General features: G+C 56.3%; 11 protein-coding genes and 4 pseudogenes. 7 read left to right on the forward strand and 8 right to left on the reverse strand.

Annotated elements, in window-relative coordinates:
- Positions 1-103: 103 nt before the first annotated feature.
- Positions 104-1,387: a DEAD/DEAH box helicase gene (locus E1H13_RS06360; protein WP_169612560.1), complete on the reverse strand. Its 1,284-nt coding sequence runs from the start codon at positions 1,385-1,387 to the stop codon at positions 104-106.
- Positions 1,388-1,645: 258 nt separating this feature from the next.
- Here E1H13_RS06360 and E1H13_RS06365 point away from each other — a divergent pair, with 258 nt between their 5' ends.
- The 4 genes and pseudogenes from E1H13_RS06365 to E1H13_RS27910 all read left to right on the forward strand — a co-directional run.
- The gene (locus E1H13_RS06365) at positions 1,646-2,209 is read left to right on the forward strand and encodes a Rieske 2Fe-2S domain-containing protein (protein ID WP_169612561.1); all 564 of its coding nucleotides are present in this window, start codon (positions 1,646-1,648) and stop codon (positions 2,207-2,209) included.
- A 122-nt stretch (positions 2,210-2,331) separates the two neighbouring features.
- Positions 2,332-3,909, forward strand: a complete 1,578-nt coding sequence (locus E1H13_RS06370; protein WP_169612581.1) for a type I restriction-modification system subunit M — start codon at positions 2,332-2,334, stop codon at positions 3,907-3,909.
- The gene (locus E1H13_RS06375) at positions 3,906-4,925 is read left to right on the forward strand and encodes a PDDEXK nuclease domain-containing protein (RefSeq protein WP_169612562.1); all 1,020 of its coding nucleotides are present in this window, start codon (positions 3,906-3,908) and stop codon (positions 4,923-4,925) included. Before E1H13_RS06370 ends, E1H13_RS06375 begins: the two co-directional genes overlap by 4 nt.
- Before the next feature lie 316 nt (positions 4,926-5,241).
- Positions 5,242-5,712: pseudogene (locus E1H13_RS27910) on the forward strand (restriction endonuclease subunit S); the annotation flags it as partial.
- 278 nt (positions 5,713-5,990) lie between these two features.
- Here E1H13_RS27910 and E1H13_RS06385 read toward each other — a convergent pair.
- Both E1H13_RS06385 and E1H13_RS06390 read right to left on the reverse strand, forming a co-directional pair.
- On the reverse strand, positions 5,991-6,362 hold the full coding sequence (locus tag E1H13_RS06385; protein ID WP_169612582.1) for a type II toxin-antitoxin system PemK/MazF family toxin: 372 nt from the start codon (positions 6,360-6,362) through the stop codon (positions 5,991-5,993).
- 14 nt (positions 6,363-6,376) lie between these two features.
- Entirely contained in the window at positions 6,377-6,628 is a 252-nt protein-coding gene (locus tag E1H13_RS06390) for an AbrB/MazE/SpoVT family DNA-binding domain-containing protein (protein WP_169612563.1), read from the reverse strand.
- Between the two features lie 67 nt (positions 6,629-6,695).
- Here E1H13_RS06390 and E1H13_RS06395 point away from each other — a divergent pair.
- Positions 6,696-8,037 (forward strand): annotated as a pseudogene (locus E1H13_RS06395) (type I restriction endonuclease).
- 55 nt (positions 8,038-8,092) lie between these two features.
- Here the strand turns inward: E1H13_RS06395 and E1H13_RS06400 are convergent.
- Positions 8,093-8,479 (reverse strand): annotated as a pseudogene (locus tag E1H13_RS06400) (Uma2 family endonuclease); the annotation flags it as partial.
- Between the two features lie 10 nt (positions 8,480-8,489).
- Positions 8,490-8,849 carry a hydroxyisourate hydrolase gene (gene uraH, locus E1H13_RS06405; RefSeq protein WP_169612565.1) on the reverse strand — a complete coding sequence of 120 codons (360 nt, stop codon included), beginning with the start codon at positions 8,847-8,849 and terminating at the stop codon, positions 8,490-8,492.
- Positions 8,850-9,019: 170 nt separating this feature from the next.
- Between uraH and metH the strand changes: the two genes are divergently transcribed.
- Complete coding sequence (gene metH / locus E1H13_RS06410) at positions 9,020-12,817, forward strand: methionine synthase (RefSeq protein ID WP_169612566.1); 3,798 nt, start codon at positions 9,020-9,022, stop codon at positions 12,815-12,817.
- A gap of 348 nt (positions 12,818-13,165) precedes the next feature.
- Here the strand turns inward: metH and E1H13_RS06415 are convergent, their stop codons facing one another.
- The 3 genes and pseudogenes from E1H13_RS06415 to E1H13_RS27915 form a co-directional block, all read right to left on the reverse strand.
- Complete coding sequence (locus tag E1H13_RS06415; protein ID WP_169612567.1) at positions 13,166-13,945, reverse strand: Uma2 family endonuclease; 780 nt, start codon at positions 13,943-13,945, stop codon at positions 13,166-13,168.
- Positions 13,946-14,093: 148 nt separating this feature from the next.
- Positions 14,094-14,804, reverse strand: a complete 711-nt coding sequence (locus E1H13_RS06420; RefSeq protein WP_169612568.1) for a carbonic anhydrase — start codon at positions 14,802-14,804, stop codon at positions 14,094-14,096.
- Between the two features lie 31 nt (positions 14,805-14,835).
- Positions 14,836-14,943 (reverse strand): annotated as a pseudogene (locus E1H13_RS27915) (P-II family nitrogen regulator); the annotation flags it as partial.
- Between the two features lie 58 nt (positions 14,944-15,001).
- Here E1H13_RS27915 and E1H13_RS06430 point away from each other — a divergent pair.
- Positions 15,002-15,217, forward strand: coding sequence for a hypothetical protein (locus E1H13_RS06430; protein ID WP_169612569.1), 216 nt, complete (start codon positions 15,002-15,004; stop codon positions 15,215-15,217).
- The last annotated feature ends 91 nt before the right edge of the window (positions 15,218-15,308 follow it).

A 15,308-nucleotide genomic window follows, 5' to 3' on the forward strand; every position in this document is an offset into this window, starting at 1 on the left:
GTGGTCTAGACAGCCAAAAACCGGGTTTCTGGTGGGTGTCAGACCTTAGCTGACCACTCCCCAGAAACCCGGTTTCTAGTTATGCATTCACCGCACGATCAGGTTACGCTGTGCGCGCGGCCTTTTTCTTTAGGGTTGGCGCTGCTCGGCGCTGACCCGCTACCGCAGGCCGAGGCCCACCCCCAGAGCGGCGACGGTTCGAGGAGCGACGGCGGGGTGGAGCACTATTCCCAGCCGGTCTAGACTTCATAGAAAAGGAGGGCTCATAGCCCGGTACGATGTCGTGGCTGATGGACTGCTTCAGCAACCGCTCGATTTTGGTTAGCAGGTGCAGTTCATCGCTACTAATCAGCGACACGGCCCGGCCTTCGTTACCGGCTCGGCCGGTGCGACCAATCCGGTGCACATAGTCTTCGGCCACGTTGGGCAGGTCAAAGTTGACCACATAGGGCAGTTGATCAATATCAATCCCCCGGGAGGCGACATCGGTGGCCACCAGCACCCGCACCCGACCTTGTTTGAAATCCTTCAGGGCTTTCTGGCGAGCGGCCTGGGTTTTGTTGCCGTGGATGGCAGCGGTTTTGAGTCCATCCTTAGACAACTGCTCGGCCAGACGGTTGGCCCCATGTTTGGTGCGGGTAAACACCAGCACCTGCTCCCAATTGTGGAAGCCAATCATGTGGGAGAGTAACTCGCGCTTGCGATCGCGATCCACTGGATGCACCACCTGCTCCACCCGCTCGGCGGTGGTATTGCGGGGGGCCACTTCAATCAGGGCGGGATCGTTCAGTAGGGTATTGGCCAGCTGCTGGATGGGCTTCGAGAAGGTAGCAGAGAACATCAGGGTTTGCCGGGTTTCGGGCAGTTTCCCCATGATCTTGCGAATGTCATGGATAAAGCCCATGTCGAGCATGCGATCGCACTCGTCCAGCACCAAAATTTCCACATGGCTCAGATCCACCGTGCGCTGGTTGAGGTGATCGAGTAGGCGACCAGGGGTAGCAATCAAAATATCGACCCCATGGCGCAGTTGCTTAAACTGGGGGCCAATCTTGACGCCGCCGTAAACCATGGCAGTTTTTAGGGGCAGATACTTGCCGTAGGTTTTGACGCTATCCCCCACCTGGGCCGCCAGTTCGCGGGTGGGGGTCAGCACCAAAGCCCGGGGGGTGCGGCGACCATTGCTGGGGCTGCTGGTCAGCCGCTGCAACATCGGTAGGGTAAAGCCTGCCGTTTTGCCAGTGCCTGTCTGGGCGCTGGCCAGTAAATCTTGGCCCTGCAAAATTACAGGAATCGCCTGCTGCTGGATCGGCGTGGGCTGGTCATAGCCCTGATCTGCGACAGCACGAAGTAAGCCGGTCGAAAGACCGAGGGTATCAAATGTCATGGATGCAATTGCTCCGAGTGGTGCCCCTAATCCCAAATCAGCTACCTGGGCCCAGTCTAAGAGCAGTGAACTTATGTCAAAAGAATGGCTAAAAGCAAATTCCGTTGGCTAGCGCAGACCGGATGAGCTAGCGAAGCTACATGGTAACAGAAAATGATAATTCTCGTGTTTGCCTGGAAATGCTCTATCCCTAGGGACCGTTGCTGATAGCGGACAGGTTCGTTAGCTTAATCACAGAAAGCCACCCCAGGAGCCCCCATGACACCTCAGTTTCACCGTCCTCAGCCCCGCTTATCGCGTCGCCGTCGCCGCCTACTGCAATATTTGGCTGGGGGAGGACTGGGGGCCATCGCCTTTGGCACATTGCGTCCTGAAACCGTCGCTAGCCGAGAGGTGAGCCTGGAAAAACTCTGCTCCATGTTTCCCCAGAACTCCCGCTGTGCTGACTATTTGCCAGGGGTACAGGCCCTGGATACCGAGGGCGAGGCGATCGCGGTGGATACGTTTTTGCCCACCACCACCCCAGGGGATCGCCCCGCTGTAACTGGCTTGCCCGATGGCGAACCTACCTACCTGGTGATCCAAGACGGACCCGCGATCGCCGCCTATGGCATTCGCCCCATTTGTACCCATCTGGGCTGTACCGTCGATTGGCACCCCGACCAAGACCGGTTTATCTGCCCCTGCCATGACTCCCAGTATGACGCCGACGGTCGAGTACTCTCAGGACCCGCCTCTGATCCCTTACCGCTGGCGACGGTGGTGGTCCGACAAAATCAGATTCGCCTGGTGGAACGCGCCCCTTCCGTTGATCCGCGCTAGAGCTTACGCCAAGCCTTCACGCCAATTGATCATGGCTGAGACAAGGGGGCCAATTCTCGATAAGGTTGGATCAGGCCATAGCACGACTACGCCTGTCTGCCATCCCCCCTGTGATCGCCGCCATGAACCCGACCAACCACTCCCAAACGGCTGCCTCTCTCTGGTCGATTGCCGACCTGCTGCGGGGCGACTTCAAGCAGTCCCAATATGGGCGCATCATTCTGCCGTTTACCCTGCTGCGACGGTTGGAGTGTGTGCTAGAAACCACAAAGCAGACGGTATTGGCGGCAGTGAGGGAACACCAGACCAAGCCCGATCTGGTGCGTGAAAAGCTGCTGTTGCGGGCGGCCAACCAGCAGTTTTACAACGCTTCGCCCCTGTCCCTGGGCACGCTGTCAGATACCCAGACCGCTGATGACCTGATCAGCTACGTGCAGTCGTTCAGCACCGATGCGCGGGAAATCTTTGAGCACTTCCACTTTGAGGATTTTGTGCAGCAGCTGGCCACCAGCCGCTTCGACTTTATGCTCAGCAATCTGCCCTTTGGGGTGGAGTGGAAGAAGGTGCAAAAGCAGGTCACCGATGAGCATAAAGAACGGGGGTTTGACGGGCGGTTTGGTCCGGGGCTGCCTCGGGTGTCGGATGGGTCGCTGTTGTTTTTGCTGCACCTGGTGAGCAAAATGCGGGATCCCCGCGAGGGCGGTTCTCGCATTGGCATTATTCTGAATGGGTCGCCGCTGTTTACCGGTGGGGCGGGCAGCGGGGAGTCAGAGATTCGCCGCTACCTGCTGCAAAACGACCTGGTGGAGGCGATCGTCGCCCTGCCCACGGATATGTTTTACAACACGGGCATTGCCACCTATGTGTGGATTTTGTCGAACAATAAGCCCGCGCCGCGCCGGGGTCAGGTGCAGTTGATTGACGGCAGCCAGCAATTTAGCAAAATGCGTAAGTCCCTGGGCAGCAAGCGGCAGTACCTGGATGAGGCCCAAATCAATCAGCTGGTGCGGCTCTATGGTCAGTTTGAGGCCACGGCTGCGGGCAATCCGGAGCAGCATGATCGCTTACAGAGCAAGATTTTTCCGAATCAGGCCTTTGGCTATCGCCGCATTACCATTGAGCGGCCTTTGCGGCTGGCGTTTCAGGTGACAGAGGAACGCCTTAAGGCGGTGTTGGCGGAAAAGGTGGTGCAAAAGCTGGATGGGGCGGTGCAAAGTCGCCTGATTACGGCGCTGCAAACCCTGGAGGATGAGCCGGTTTATCTCAGTCGGGCTCGGTTTAGCAAGTTGCTGAAGCAGGCGTTGGCGGTGCATGAGCTGAAGCCTAGTGCGGCACTGCTGAAGGGCTTGCTGAATGGGTTTGGAGAGCGGCACCCAGAGGCGGAGATTTGCCGGGTCAAGGACAAGAAGGACGGCCCACCGGAGCCAGATACGGGGCTACGGGACTATGAGAATGTGCCCTTAGGCGAGTCGATTGATGCGTACTTTGAGCGGGAGGTGAAGCCCCATGTCCCCGATGCCTGGATCGATCAGGACAAGCGGGATGCCCTAGATGGGGAGGTGGGAATTGTCGGCTTTGAGATTCCGTTTAATCGGCATTTTTATGTGTTTCAGCCGCCGCGTCCTTTGGAGGAGATTGACCAAGATCTAAAGGCTTGCACCGATCGCATCAAGCAAATGATCGAGGAGTTGTCGGCATGACGGCTCCCCTAGATGCGGCAACGGAGCAAAGCTTTGCGGAGGTGGGGGCGCTGATTCAGTCGGCTAGACAGCAGGCAGTGCAGGCGGTGAATACCCACCTGGTTGAGCTGTACTGGCAGGTCGGGGCTTACATTAGCCACAAGCTGGCGCAAGCGGAGTGGGGCGATGGGGTGGTGCAGCAGTTGGCGGATTATCTGGCCCGGACTCAGCCGGGGTTGCGGGGATTTACACGCCGTAATCTCTTTCGGATGCGAAAGTTCTATGAAACGTATCGGGATGATGAAAAAGTGTCAGCACTGCTGACACAATTGCCCTGGACTCATAACTTAATTATTCTCAGTCAGAGTAAACGTCCGGAGGAGCGGGAGTTTTATCTGCGGTTAGCGATTCAAGAGAAGTGGTCAAGCCGGGAGTTGGAGCGTCAGTTTAAGGCGGCGTTGTTTGAGCGCAGTGTGTTGAATCCGGTAAAAGTGTCACCAGTGGTGACACAATCTCATCCTGAGGCAGCGAGTGTCTTTCGTGATGCTTATATGGTGGAGTTTCTGGAGTTGCCAGAACTGCATACGGAGGCAGATTTACACCTTGGTTTGCTGCGGCAGTTGAAGAATTTTTTGATTGAGCTGGGGCGGGATTTTTGTTTTATCGGTTCGGAGTATCCGGTGCAGGTGGGTGGGCGCGATTTTGCGCTAGATCCACTGTTTTTTCATCGAGGGTTGAATTGTTTGGTGGCGGTGGAGCTAAAGGTGGGACGGTTTGAGCCGGAGTATTTGGGCAAGCTGAATTTTTATCTGGAGGCGCTTGATCGCGATGAGCGCAAGCCCCATGAGAATCCAGCGATTGGGGTATTGCTGTGTGCGAGTAAGGATGATGAGGTGGTGGAATATGCCCTGAATCGCGCTTTATCGCCTGCGTTGATTGCGGAGTATCAAACACAGTTACCAGACAAGGCTCTGTTGCAGGCAAAGCTCCATGAGTTTTATGCCCTAAATGTGGCGACAGGAGGGGCAGATGATTGAGGCGCTGTCGGCATGAGGGGGAATGGGGTTACGGATACCATAGAACCAGTACACAGCAGGTTTTGCCAATGAGGACGTTGCTAGAAATTGCTGCTGCTATTCAAGAACTGCCAGAAGGAGAGGTACGAGAACTTTCAACCTGGTTGCAAAGTTATCTGGATGAACGGTGGGATCGGCAGCTTGAGGGTGATGTAAGGGCCGGTAGATTAGATCACCTGATTGCCAGTATGAGGCGTATAAGGATTCTGGGGTGGAATGGTTGGGGGAAGTGCCTGAGCATTAGGAATCGTGGAAAATCGCCCATGCCTTTAAATGGATTGGCAGCGGAACAACACCGCCACCCAATGAAGAGAAATGGTATGAAAACGGAAAAACTCCTTGGATTACAACAGGTGAATTAAGGGAGAATATCGTAACAGAAACGAGAAAGGCTGTGACTTTAGAAGCACTTAGCAACTTTTCGGCGCTTCGGATTCATCCCCCCGGATCACTTGCTATTGCTATGTATGGTGCAACAATCGGACGCCTAGGAATTCTAGGTATGCACGCAACCACTAATCAAGCCTGTTGTGTAATGGGAGACTCTAATGTTCTAGATACCAAGTTTGTTTTTTATTGGTTGCAATTTAGCCGAGATGTAATAATCTCTCTTTACTCCACGGGTGGAGGGCAACCAAACATAAACCAAGAATCTGTAACTTTTTTACGGATACCAGCACCAATTGCTGAAGAGCAAACCCAAATTGCTCATTTTCTAGACCACGAAACGGCGCGGATTGACGCATTGATTGCAGAGCAGCAGCGGCTGATCGAACTGCTCAAGGAAAAGCGGCAGGCGGTGATTTCCCATGCCGTCACCAAGGGTCTTGACCCCACCGTCCCCATGAAAGACTCCGGCGTCGAGTGGCTAGGCGAAGTACCAGAGCATTGGGATATCAAGAAGTTTGGCCACATTTCAATAGTTGTAAGAGGTAGCTCTCCTAGGCCAGCAGGCGATCCAGAATTATTCAATGGTGATTATTCACCTTGGGTTACTGTCGTTGAAATCACTAAAGACGATGAAATTTATCTGTCAGAAACAGAGACTTGCTTGACAGTAAAGGGGAGCGCTTTAAGCCGAGTGTTCGCACAAGGAACTTTATTATTGTCAAACAGTGGAGCTACCGTACTGCGCCACCAGCGCTGGCTCACATCTAAAGTACGAACCTGCTCGGCAATCACCGACCCACTCACCCGAAATCCTGCAGGAATGGGAATTAGCGTCTTAATTTCAGGCTTCACCGTGCTGGTAATCGGCGACACAACCACCAGGCCACCCCGAGCCGCATTAAAGGCCGTTTGGCTCACCACCAAGCAAGGGCGAGCATCCCCCATTTGCTCTCTCCCCTGCGTGGGGTTCAAATTGATGCGAATCACTTCACCTCGACGCAGTTGCATCCAAGACTCTTTCGCTACAGCCATTCTTGCCCCTGCGGCCCACTGTTCACAAAGTCATTCACATCCGTGGGGTAGCAAAAATTGTCAGGAATACTGGTCAACAACTCATCTAAAGAGGCTGCGATCGCCTTTTTACGAATGACCAATGCCCCATCGACCTCCAACATCTCCACTGTCGAGTTCTCGTCCCACCCAAAGCTCTCCGCCAACCGATGGGGAATGCGTAAGCCCAGGCTATTCCCCCACTTTTTCAGTTGAATATCCATACCGCCGACCTGGAGTTATACTTTGGATAATAGTTTAACACTCCTAGCCAAGGGGGCGATCGCCCCCTTGGCTGACAGCAAAGAAGCCGCCTTCCAGCAAGACATCATCAACGCCCTGGCGGCCCAGGGCTGGCTGGTGGGAACCGCTGCGGGCTACAACCCCACCACTGCCCTTTACACCGAAGACCTGCTGGCCTACGTTCAAACTGCCTGGGGCGATCGCTGGCAAAAACTCTGCAAAAGCCACCCCAGCGACCCCGCCAGCGTGCTGATTCAAAAAACCGTCCGCGCCCTAGAGAAAACTGGCACCCTTGACGTGCTGCGCCACGGCTACAAACTGCCGGGGGTCAAAGTCGAGCTGTGCAGCTTTAAGCCCGACCACGCCATGAACCCCGACATCCAGGCTCGCTACCAGGCCAACCGCCTACGCATCGTGCCCGAAGTCTCCTACTCGCCCCATGCCCGCAAAGGCCCAGACTCCACAAATAACTACAATCCCCGTCTCGACCTGGTGCTATTCGTCAACGGCATCCCCACCGCCACCCTCGAACTCAAAAGCGACTTCAAACAACCGATCGAAAACGCCAAACGCCAGTATTGCCACGACCGGCCCACCAAAGCCCCCTTCACCCGCAAAGCCGAACTGCTGCTGACCTTTAAGCGCGGTGCCCTGGTGCACTTTGCCGTCAGCCAGCAGGACGTAGCCATGACCACTAAGCTGGCCGGTAAAGACACCTTCTTTTTGCCCTACTACACCAAAGCCGAACTAGCCGATGTCTCTGACCCGCAGATCATCTACGACCTGCAAGGCAAACTTGATGCCATTTACCACTGGCAGGAGGTGGAAGCCTTTGCCCTGGCCTTCTTTAACCCCAAGGCCGCCAACGCCAAGCTCAAATACTATTGCCAGCCTGCTGTCCATCGCTTTAAGCAGTGCTACAACTTAGCAAAAACTAACCGCCGCCAGGCCCTAGAGCAGAAACGCGCCGCCCAGGGCAACAGCAACCGCCTCAAACAAGCCGACCACGAGCTAAAAGCCGCTGGTGAGCAGATCGACCAGCTGGATCTGTTCAAGAAAAACCTCCAGAGCTTTGTGCGGCTCTATGAATTCCTCTCGCAGATCGTCGATTACGAAGACCCAGAGCTAGAGCAACTCTGCGTCTACGCCAAGCATCTGCATCCCCTGCTGCGGCGCGATCGCCCAGCGCATCAGCCGCCAGGACGACGTGATGGCCCAGGTCAACAACCACACCCCAGACCAGGTGATGCACGGCCTGTTTCCCAAACGGGTGGTCGATACGGTGCTCGACGCCATGACCGACCACGAAAAGCTGTCCCTGGAAGTGCTGGATAATGAGACGTCAGGGCGTCAGTTTGCCCTGCTGGTGCTGAAACTTTTGTCGGGCTAGGCCAAGATTTAGAGGCGGATAAACCAGCCGCAGGGTAGGTCAGTTCACCTCACACTCACTTACTTTGCGACTGCAACTGCTGCATCACCCAATTAGCCGCAGCGGTGTTGGTGTCGGTGGTAGAGCGATCCAATGCCTGTTCAATCAGTGCGATTGGCAAATGATCGAGTACCTGTGATATCTGAATCGCCTCATACATCCCAGCTTCGGTTAGACCAAAGGCAAACAGCCTCAACCCTTTGACATCCACCACCCAATATTCTGGAATCCTTAAACGGGCGTAGAGCTGCTTTTGTTCATCTAGATCCAGACTCAAGCTGGTGTCGGCAATTTCGCCCACCAGATCAGGCCGCCGATGGTGGGTCACGTCAATGCGGCGGGGTTCGCCCGGTTGCCACTTGGGGATAGCCTCGCCCCGGTAAAGCACCAAATCAGGGGCACACTACTTTGTACTAGCTACCTCGATACGTACTGTAGGACCAGGGCGAAACCAGCAGAGGTACATGGTAGTTGCCAGAGGTATCGGCCACGGTAAACCGAATCGGAATTTGATCGAGAAAGGGTGGTTCTGACAACGCTGCCCCCGTTTGGGCAAAATAGGCGGCTACATCAAATGTCAGCTCATAGGTGCCTTTGACGAACTCTTCCCCCTCTAGCAGAGGCTCATTAGTGCGACCGTCATCATTGGTTTCAACGGTCTTCAGGGCCGTTTTGATATCGGCTTCATTATTAATCGCCCAGACCGTTAACCGCAATGATGCGGCAGGCTTTCCCAGGGCTGTATCGAGGACATGGGTAGTAAGTCGGCCCATCGTAGTGGTGAGTCACTGAGAAGAGGTACGGTTAAAGCATATAGTAAGACGCTAAGCTCTAGGGCCGTTTAAGGCACAATCCTCAAGAATCTCCCTGGCCTATGCCTATCAGCTGGATGAGCTTTAGTCGATAATAATAGATCTGTATCGCTGTTCTTGACCCGCGCTCCATGTCTAACGCCTTTCTCGACCGTTTGCATAGCCCCGATCGCCCCGTGCTGGTGTTCGATGGGGCCATGGGGACCAACCTACAGGTGCAAAACCTGACGGCTGATGACTTTGGTGGCCCCGAGTATGAGGGCTGTAACGAGTACCTGGTGGTGACCAAGCCCGAGGCCGTTGAGACGGTGCATCGAGGCTTTTTAGAAGCCGGGGCCGATGTAATTGAGACCGATACGTTTGGGGGCACCTGCCTGGTGCTGGCAGAGTACGATTTGGCGGATCGGGCCTACGAGCTGAACAAGACCGCAGCCGCTTTGGCCCGACGAGTGGCGGATGACTATTCCACCCCAGACAAGCCCCGATTTGTGGCGGGGTCTATGGGGCCAGGGACTAAATTACCGACCCTAGGGCACATTGACTTTGACCGCCTCAAAGCCGCCTACGTGGAACAGGCGACGGGGCTGATCGATGGCGGGGTTGACCTGCTGCTGGTGGAAACCTGCCAGGATGTGCTGCAAATTAAAGCGGCGCTGAATGCCATTGAAGAAGCCTTTGCCGCTGTGGGCAAACGCCTACCGTTGATGGTCTCTGTCACCATGGAGCAGCAGGGCACCATGTTGGTGGGCACCGAAATGGCCGCCGCCCTGGCCATTCTAGAACCCTACCCCATCGATATTTTGGGCCTTAACTGCGCCACCGGCCCTGACTTGATGAAAGACCACATCAAGCACCTGTCAGAGCAGTCCCCCTTTGTGATTTCCTGCATCCCCAATGCCGGGCTGCCCGAGAATGTGGGGGGCCATGCCGTCTACCGCCTCACCCCGATGGAGTTGCGCATGGCTCTGATGCATTTTGTTGAGGACCTGGGGGTCCAGGTGATTGGCGGCTGCTGCGGCACCCGTCCCGAGCACATTGCCCAGTTGGCGGAGATTGCGCGGGAGCTGCGACCGAAGGAACGACCCGTGAGGGGTGGATGGGTGGATGGGTCGATGGGTAACGGGGCTGAAACACCCACTACTCATCCACCCTCCCACTCATCCACCCATCCACCCTCCCCTCGCCCTCCCTTCAACTACACCCCTGCCGCTGCCTCTATCTACAGCACCCAACCCTATGAACAAGACAACTCCTTCTTGATCGTGGGGGAGCGGCTGAACGCCAGTGGTTCGAAAAAGTGCCGGGAGATGCTAAATGCCGAAGACTGGGATGGGCTGGTGGCCTTGGCGCGATCGCAGGTAAAAGAGGGTGCCCATGTCCTGGACGTGAACGTGGACTATGTGGGTCGCGACGGCGAGCAGGACATGCACGAGTTGGTGTCGCGCCTGGTGACCAACGTCACCCTGCCCCTGATGCTGGACTCCACCGAGTGGCAGAAGATGGAAGCGGGGCTGAAGGTGGCCGGGGGCAAGTGTATCCTCAACTCCACCAACTATGAAGACGGCGAGGAGCGCTTTTTCAAGGTGTTGGAGCTGGCCAAAAAGTATGGCGCAGGCATCGTCGTCGGCACCATTGACGAAGACGGCATGGCCCGCACCGCCGAGAAAAAGTTTCAAATTGCCCAGCGGGCCTACCGGGATGCCCTGGAGTACGGTATCCCGGCCCACGAGCTGTTCTTTGACACCCTGGCGTTGCCGATCTCCACTGGCATTGAAGAAGATCGGGTGAACGGGCGCGAAACCATTGAATCCATCCGGCTGATCCGCGAAAATCTGCCCGGCTGCCACATCATGTTGGGGGTATCGAACATCTCCTTTGGCCTTAGCCCCGTGGCCCGGGTCACCCTCAACTCGGTGTTTCTCCACGAGGCCATGCAGGTGGGCCTGGATGGGGCGATCGTCAGTGCCGCCAAGATTCTGCCGTTGGCCAAGATCAACCCTGACCACCAAAAGGTCTGTCGTGACCTGATCTACGATCGCCGGGACTTTGACGGCGACATTGTCACCTATGACCCCCTGACCAAGCTAACCACCCTGTTCGAAGGTAAAAGCCTGAAGAAAAAAGAGGCGATCGCCAAGGATCTGCCCATCGACGAGCAGCTGAAGCAGCACATCATTGATGGCGAACGCATCGGCCTAGAAGAGGCCCTGGCCAAAGCCCTGGAAACCTACCCACCTCTGGAGATCATCAACACCTTCCTGCTCGACGGCATGAAGGTGGTGGGGGAACTGTTTGGCTCCGGCCAGATGCAGCTGCCCTTTGTGCTGCAATCGGCCCAGACCATGAAATCCGCCGTGGCCTACCTGGAACCCTACATGGAGAAATCCGACAGCGATGGCTCTGGTAAGGGCACCTTCATCATCGCCACGGTCAAGGGCGATGTCCACGACATTGGCAAAAACCTGGTGGATATTATTCTGTCCAATAACGGCTACAAGGTGGTCAACCTGGGCATCAAACAGCCCGTCGAGAACATTATCCAGGCCTACCGCGAGCACCAGGCCGACTGCATCGCCATGAGCGGCCTGCTGGTGAAATCCACAGCCTTCATGAAAGATAACCTGGAGACCTTCAATCAGGAGGGGATCACCGTCCCCGTGATTCTAGGCGGTGCTGCCCTTACCCCCAAGTTTGTCAACGAAGACTGCCAGCGCACCTACAAGGGGCAAGTGGTCTACGGCAAAGACGCCTTCTCTGACCTGCACTTTATGGACAAACTGATGCCCGCCAAGGCGGCGGAGAATTGGGATGATTTGCGGGGGTTTTTGGATGAGGAAGAGGGAACGGGAGAGAAGGCAGAAGGCACCCACCCCTACCCCTCCCAGGAGGGGACAGAGGCGTCCGACATCCAAACTGTAGACCCCGCAACCGACCCCCCATCCCCCCATCCCCCCATCCCCCCATCTCCCTCCGACACCACCCGCTCCGAGGCCGTCGACCCCACCATTCCCCGACCAACGCCGCCGTTCTGGGGCACGCGGGTACTGACCCCAGCGGATATCGATTTAGAGGACGTCTTCTGGTACCTGGACCTGCAGGCTCTGTTTGTGGGCCAGTGGCAGTTTCGTAAACCCCAGGAGCAATCCCGGGAGGAGTACGATGCCTTCTTGAAAGAAACCGTCCATCCCATTCTCGACAACTGGAAAGCTCGGATTCTCTCAGAAAACCTGCTGCATCCCCAACTTGTCTACGGCTACTTCCCCTGCCTGGCCGAAGGGAATAGTCTGCACATTTATGATCCGTCTGTCATGGTAGATGGGGAGATGGGGAGATGGGGAGATGGGGAGGCTACAGCATCCACCCATCCACCCATCCACCCATCCACTCCCCCACTCCCCCACTCATCCACTCACCCACCCACGCCGATCGCTACCTTCACATTCCCCCGGCAAAAATCGATGCGGCGGCTCTGTATTGCGGATTTCTTCTTGCCGAAGGCGATGGCGATACCGGGCCAGTTCGATGTCTTCCCCATGCAGGCGGTAACGGTGGGAGAAATCGCTACGGAGTTTGCCCAGCAGCTCTTCCAGGCGGATCAGTACACCGACTACCTCTACTATTACGGCCTGTCGGTGCAGACCGCCGAGGCCCTGGCAGAGTGGGGCCATACTCGCATTCGCCGCGAACTAGGCTTTGGCGATCAAGAACCCGACACCCTGCGGGAGGTGCTACAGCAACGCTACCAGGGATCCCGCTATAGCTTTGGCTATCCAGCTTGTCCAAACATGGATGATCAGCCGGTGCAGTTGGAGCTGCTGGGCAGCGATCGCATTGGTCTGACCATCGACGAAAGCGATCAGCTATATCCGGAACAGTCCACCACGGCAATCGTGGCTTATCACCCGGCAGCCAAATACTTCAGTGCTTAGACCGCTGTTCCAGATCCCTGGGTTCTGTGGTTAGCTGGCTCTAACCTAAGTTCAGGATTAGAAAGTTCTCTGCAAAGCAGGCTCATCATCCCCTCTTGGGAGGGGTAGGGGTGGGTCAGTGGGGACTAGTAGGAGACACAGATCCCTCCCTGGGCTCTACTGGTGGATTACTCGAACATTAGCGCTAGTACGCCGGTTCAGATCCCAGGGTTCTGTCCCTGGATGCCCCAAAAAACGTGGCCAATCAGCCCAAGAACCCTGGGATCTTGACATACTGTACCGATGCTCTAGGTACACAGAACCTAGGGATCTTGGTACAGGGATCTTAGTAAAAGAACCTCACCCCACCTAAACCTGGTCCGGGTCAATGCCTTGAGCTCGGAGTAGCTCGGCCAATCGTTCAGCCCGCTGACGCTCGGTTTCAGCCCGCTGACGCTCGGTTTCAGCCCGCTGACGCTCGGTTTCAGCCCGCTGACGCTCAGCCTCGGCCTGTTCTGCACTCCACAGCAGCAGGTTACCGTCGGCATCCCACCAGCGTAGCCAGTTCAGGGTTTGGGCCAGCCGCTCTCCCCGCCAGACCCCTAAAAATAGCTCAAGTGGCTGAATCCAAAAGCGCCCAGCGGTGTCAGGGGGCTGCATCTCGTAGCGTCCGTTTTGCAGGTGCCGCACCTCTAACCGGCCCCGCATGGGTTCGTAAATCACATACACCGGCACCTGCAAGATTTGCTCGTAAACGTAGAGCTTGCCATAGGGCGGCAGCGAGCGAATAGAGAGCTCACCGTTGTCATCGGCGGATAAAAACTCCATTACCACGGCTACCGCGTCCCCCTCAAGCCGGGGGGTATAGCTGCGGCGCACCACCCCCTCTGGCACTGGGTTTACCCGGGGCACGTAGAACCAGTCGGGTGCTTTCACCACGGTCTCGCTATCTACCCCGGCCACCAGGCCGAAGTTAGAGCCCATTAGCATCTCGGGGCGAATGCGCTGGGCGGCTCCAAGGGCATCGGTGAGGGCAGCGGCCAGGGGTGGCTGTTGAATGTTTTCCACTGGCTCATCCACTAACTTAAAGTCATCGGGCAAAGGTGGCCAGGTGATTGTCGGACCGGGGCGGGGTTGAGCTTGAACCATGGCAATCGTTTCCTGAGAAGGACATGGGGACTAGCAACAGGAGTGCTTCCTGCTTAAAGCCGCTAGTGGGAAGCTGTTGGGTTGTTGCCTACCCCTCAGTCTAGCCGACGACATCGATCGCCTACCCCAGGGCGATCGGCAGCGGCGTTTAGGTGATTAGGGTGACAGCCCCAGTGTCCAGATCGTAGCGGGCTCCGACGATGTCGAGCTGGCCAGAGGCTTGCCGATCGCGGATCAGCTGCGATCGCAACAATTGGTTGACCTGGTAGCGAACATTCGCCGTCACCGCATTATCCACCGCATCCCCCGCTAGCCCTTTTACCTGGTTAACCGCAGGCAAAATCGCCTCCACAAACGTTCCCATTTCCCCGGGTAAAGGACCATTATCCACCGCCGCAGTGACGGCACCACAGCGCTCATGGCCCAACACCATCAATAACGGTGTCTGTAATAGGGCCACAGCATATTCAATGCTACCCACCACCTCTGGAGTGGCGATGTTGCCCGCCACGCGCACATCAAAAATATCCCCCAGCCCCTGGTCAAAAATAATTTCTGCTGTCACCCGCGAGTCGGCACAGCTCAGCACTGTAGCGAAAGGATGCTGGGCCTGGGTCAGTTCCAACACCCGCGCTTCTGTCTGGTCAGGATGCCGCAGTTGGTGACGGGTAAACCGCTGGTTGCCGGTCAAGAGCCGCTCTAGCGCCTCATGGGGGCTCAGACTATCGCTGCTGGCCAGGCTAGCGGCAGCAACAGAGCCCATAGGCCAAAGGGTTGCTCCGGTGGCCATGCCGACAACACCACAGCAGCCCAGTTTCAGGGCACTGCGACGATTGAAACCACAATTGTGATGTGCCATAACACCATCCCTATAGCGAACCTGTTCAGGCCTACATTGAAGCGACACACTTAACCGAGCGAATTTCCATCACATCCGAGATGTAACAGGTGCCGCCAAATTTATTCAGCAGCGGACGCACATTTTCGACGGGAGTGCGTCAACATTTAGCGAGAGAAAAATGAAGATAGTGGGGTAGGTCATTTAGGGCTACCACCATGACACCTGAACAACACCAACAACTGCAAGGGCACGTCAGTGAGATTGCAAAACTGCTGTATACCGATGCCGAGGCCAAAGGGCTGCCCATGGGCAACCTGAGCGAAATTGAGATGGCCGTTCGCAGCCAACTGCTGCGCCATGTCTCGCCAGAGCTGGGAATTTTTTTATCGAAACAGTTGTCGGCCCAGACTCAGGCTACCGACGAGGGCTGAATAGCCTGCTGGGCAAGTTGCGTCTCGGCCCCACCCAAGCCGAGAAACTGGGCGTTAAGCCTGGTATTCAACAGAGTCCGTTGCTGGAGTT

Source organism: Nodosilinea sp. P-1105, from assembly GCF_012911975.1.
Classification (GTDB): Bacteria; Cyanobacteriota; Cyanobacteriia; order Phormidesmidales; family Phormidesmidaceae; genus Nodosilinea.

Bases quoted from the DNA above. Each gene is read 5' to 3' on its own strand.
- E1H13_RS06360 (WP_169612560.1), bottom strand. From the start codon at position 1,387: ATGACATTTGATACCCTCGGTCTTTCGACCGGCTTACTTCGTGCTGTC.
- E1H13_RS06365 (WP_169612561.1), top strand. From the start codon at position 1,646: ATGACACCTCAGTTTCACCGTCCTCAGCCCCGCTTATCGCGTCGCCGT.
- E1H13_RS06370 (WP_169612581.1), top strand. From the start codon at position 2,332: ATGAACCCGACCAACCACTCCCAAACGGCTGCCTCTCTCTGGTCGATT.
- E1H13_RS06375 (WP_169612562.1), top strand. From the start codon at position 3,906: ATGACGGCTCCCCTAGATGCGGCAACGGAGCAAAGCTTTGCGGAGGTG.
- E1H13_RS06385 (WP_169612582.1), bottom strand. From the start codon at position 6,362: ATGCAACTGCGTCGAGGTGAAGTGATTCGCATCAATTTGAACCCCACG.
- E1H13_RS06390 (WP_169612563.1), bottom strand. From the start codon at position 6,628: ATGGATATTCAACTGAAAAAGTGGGGGAATAGCCTGGGCTTACGCATT.
- uraH (WP_169612565.1), bottom strand. From the start codon at position 8,849: ATGGGCCGACTTACTACCCATGTCCTCGATACAGCCCTGGGAAAGCCT.
- metH (WP_169612566.1), top strand. From the start codon at position 9,020: ATGTCTAACGCCTTTCTCGACCGTTTGCATAGCCCCGATCGCCCCGTG.
- E1H13_RS06415 (WP_169612567.1), bottom strand. From the start codon at position 13,945: ATGGTTCAAGCTCAACCCCGCCCCGGTCCGACAATCACCTGGCCACCT.
- E1H13_RS06420 (WP_169612568.1), bottom strand. From the start codon at position 14,804: ATGGCACATCACAATTGTGGTTTCAATCGTCGCAGTGCCCTGAAACTG.
- E1H13_RS06430 (WP_169612569.1), top strand. From the start codon at position 15,002: ATGACACCTGAACAACACCAACAACTGCAAGGGCACGTCAGTGAGATT.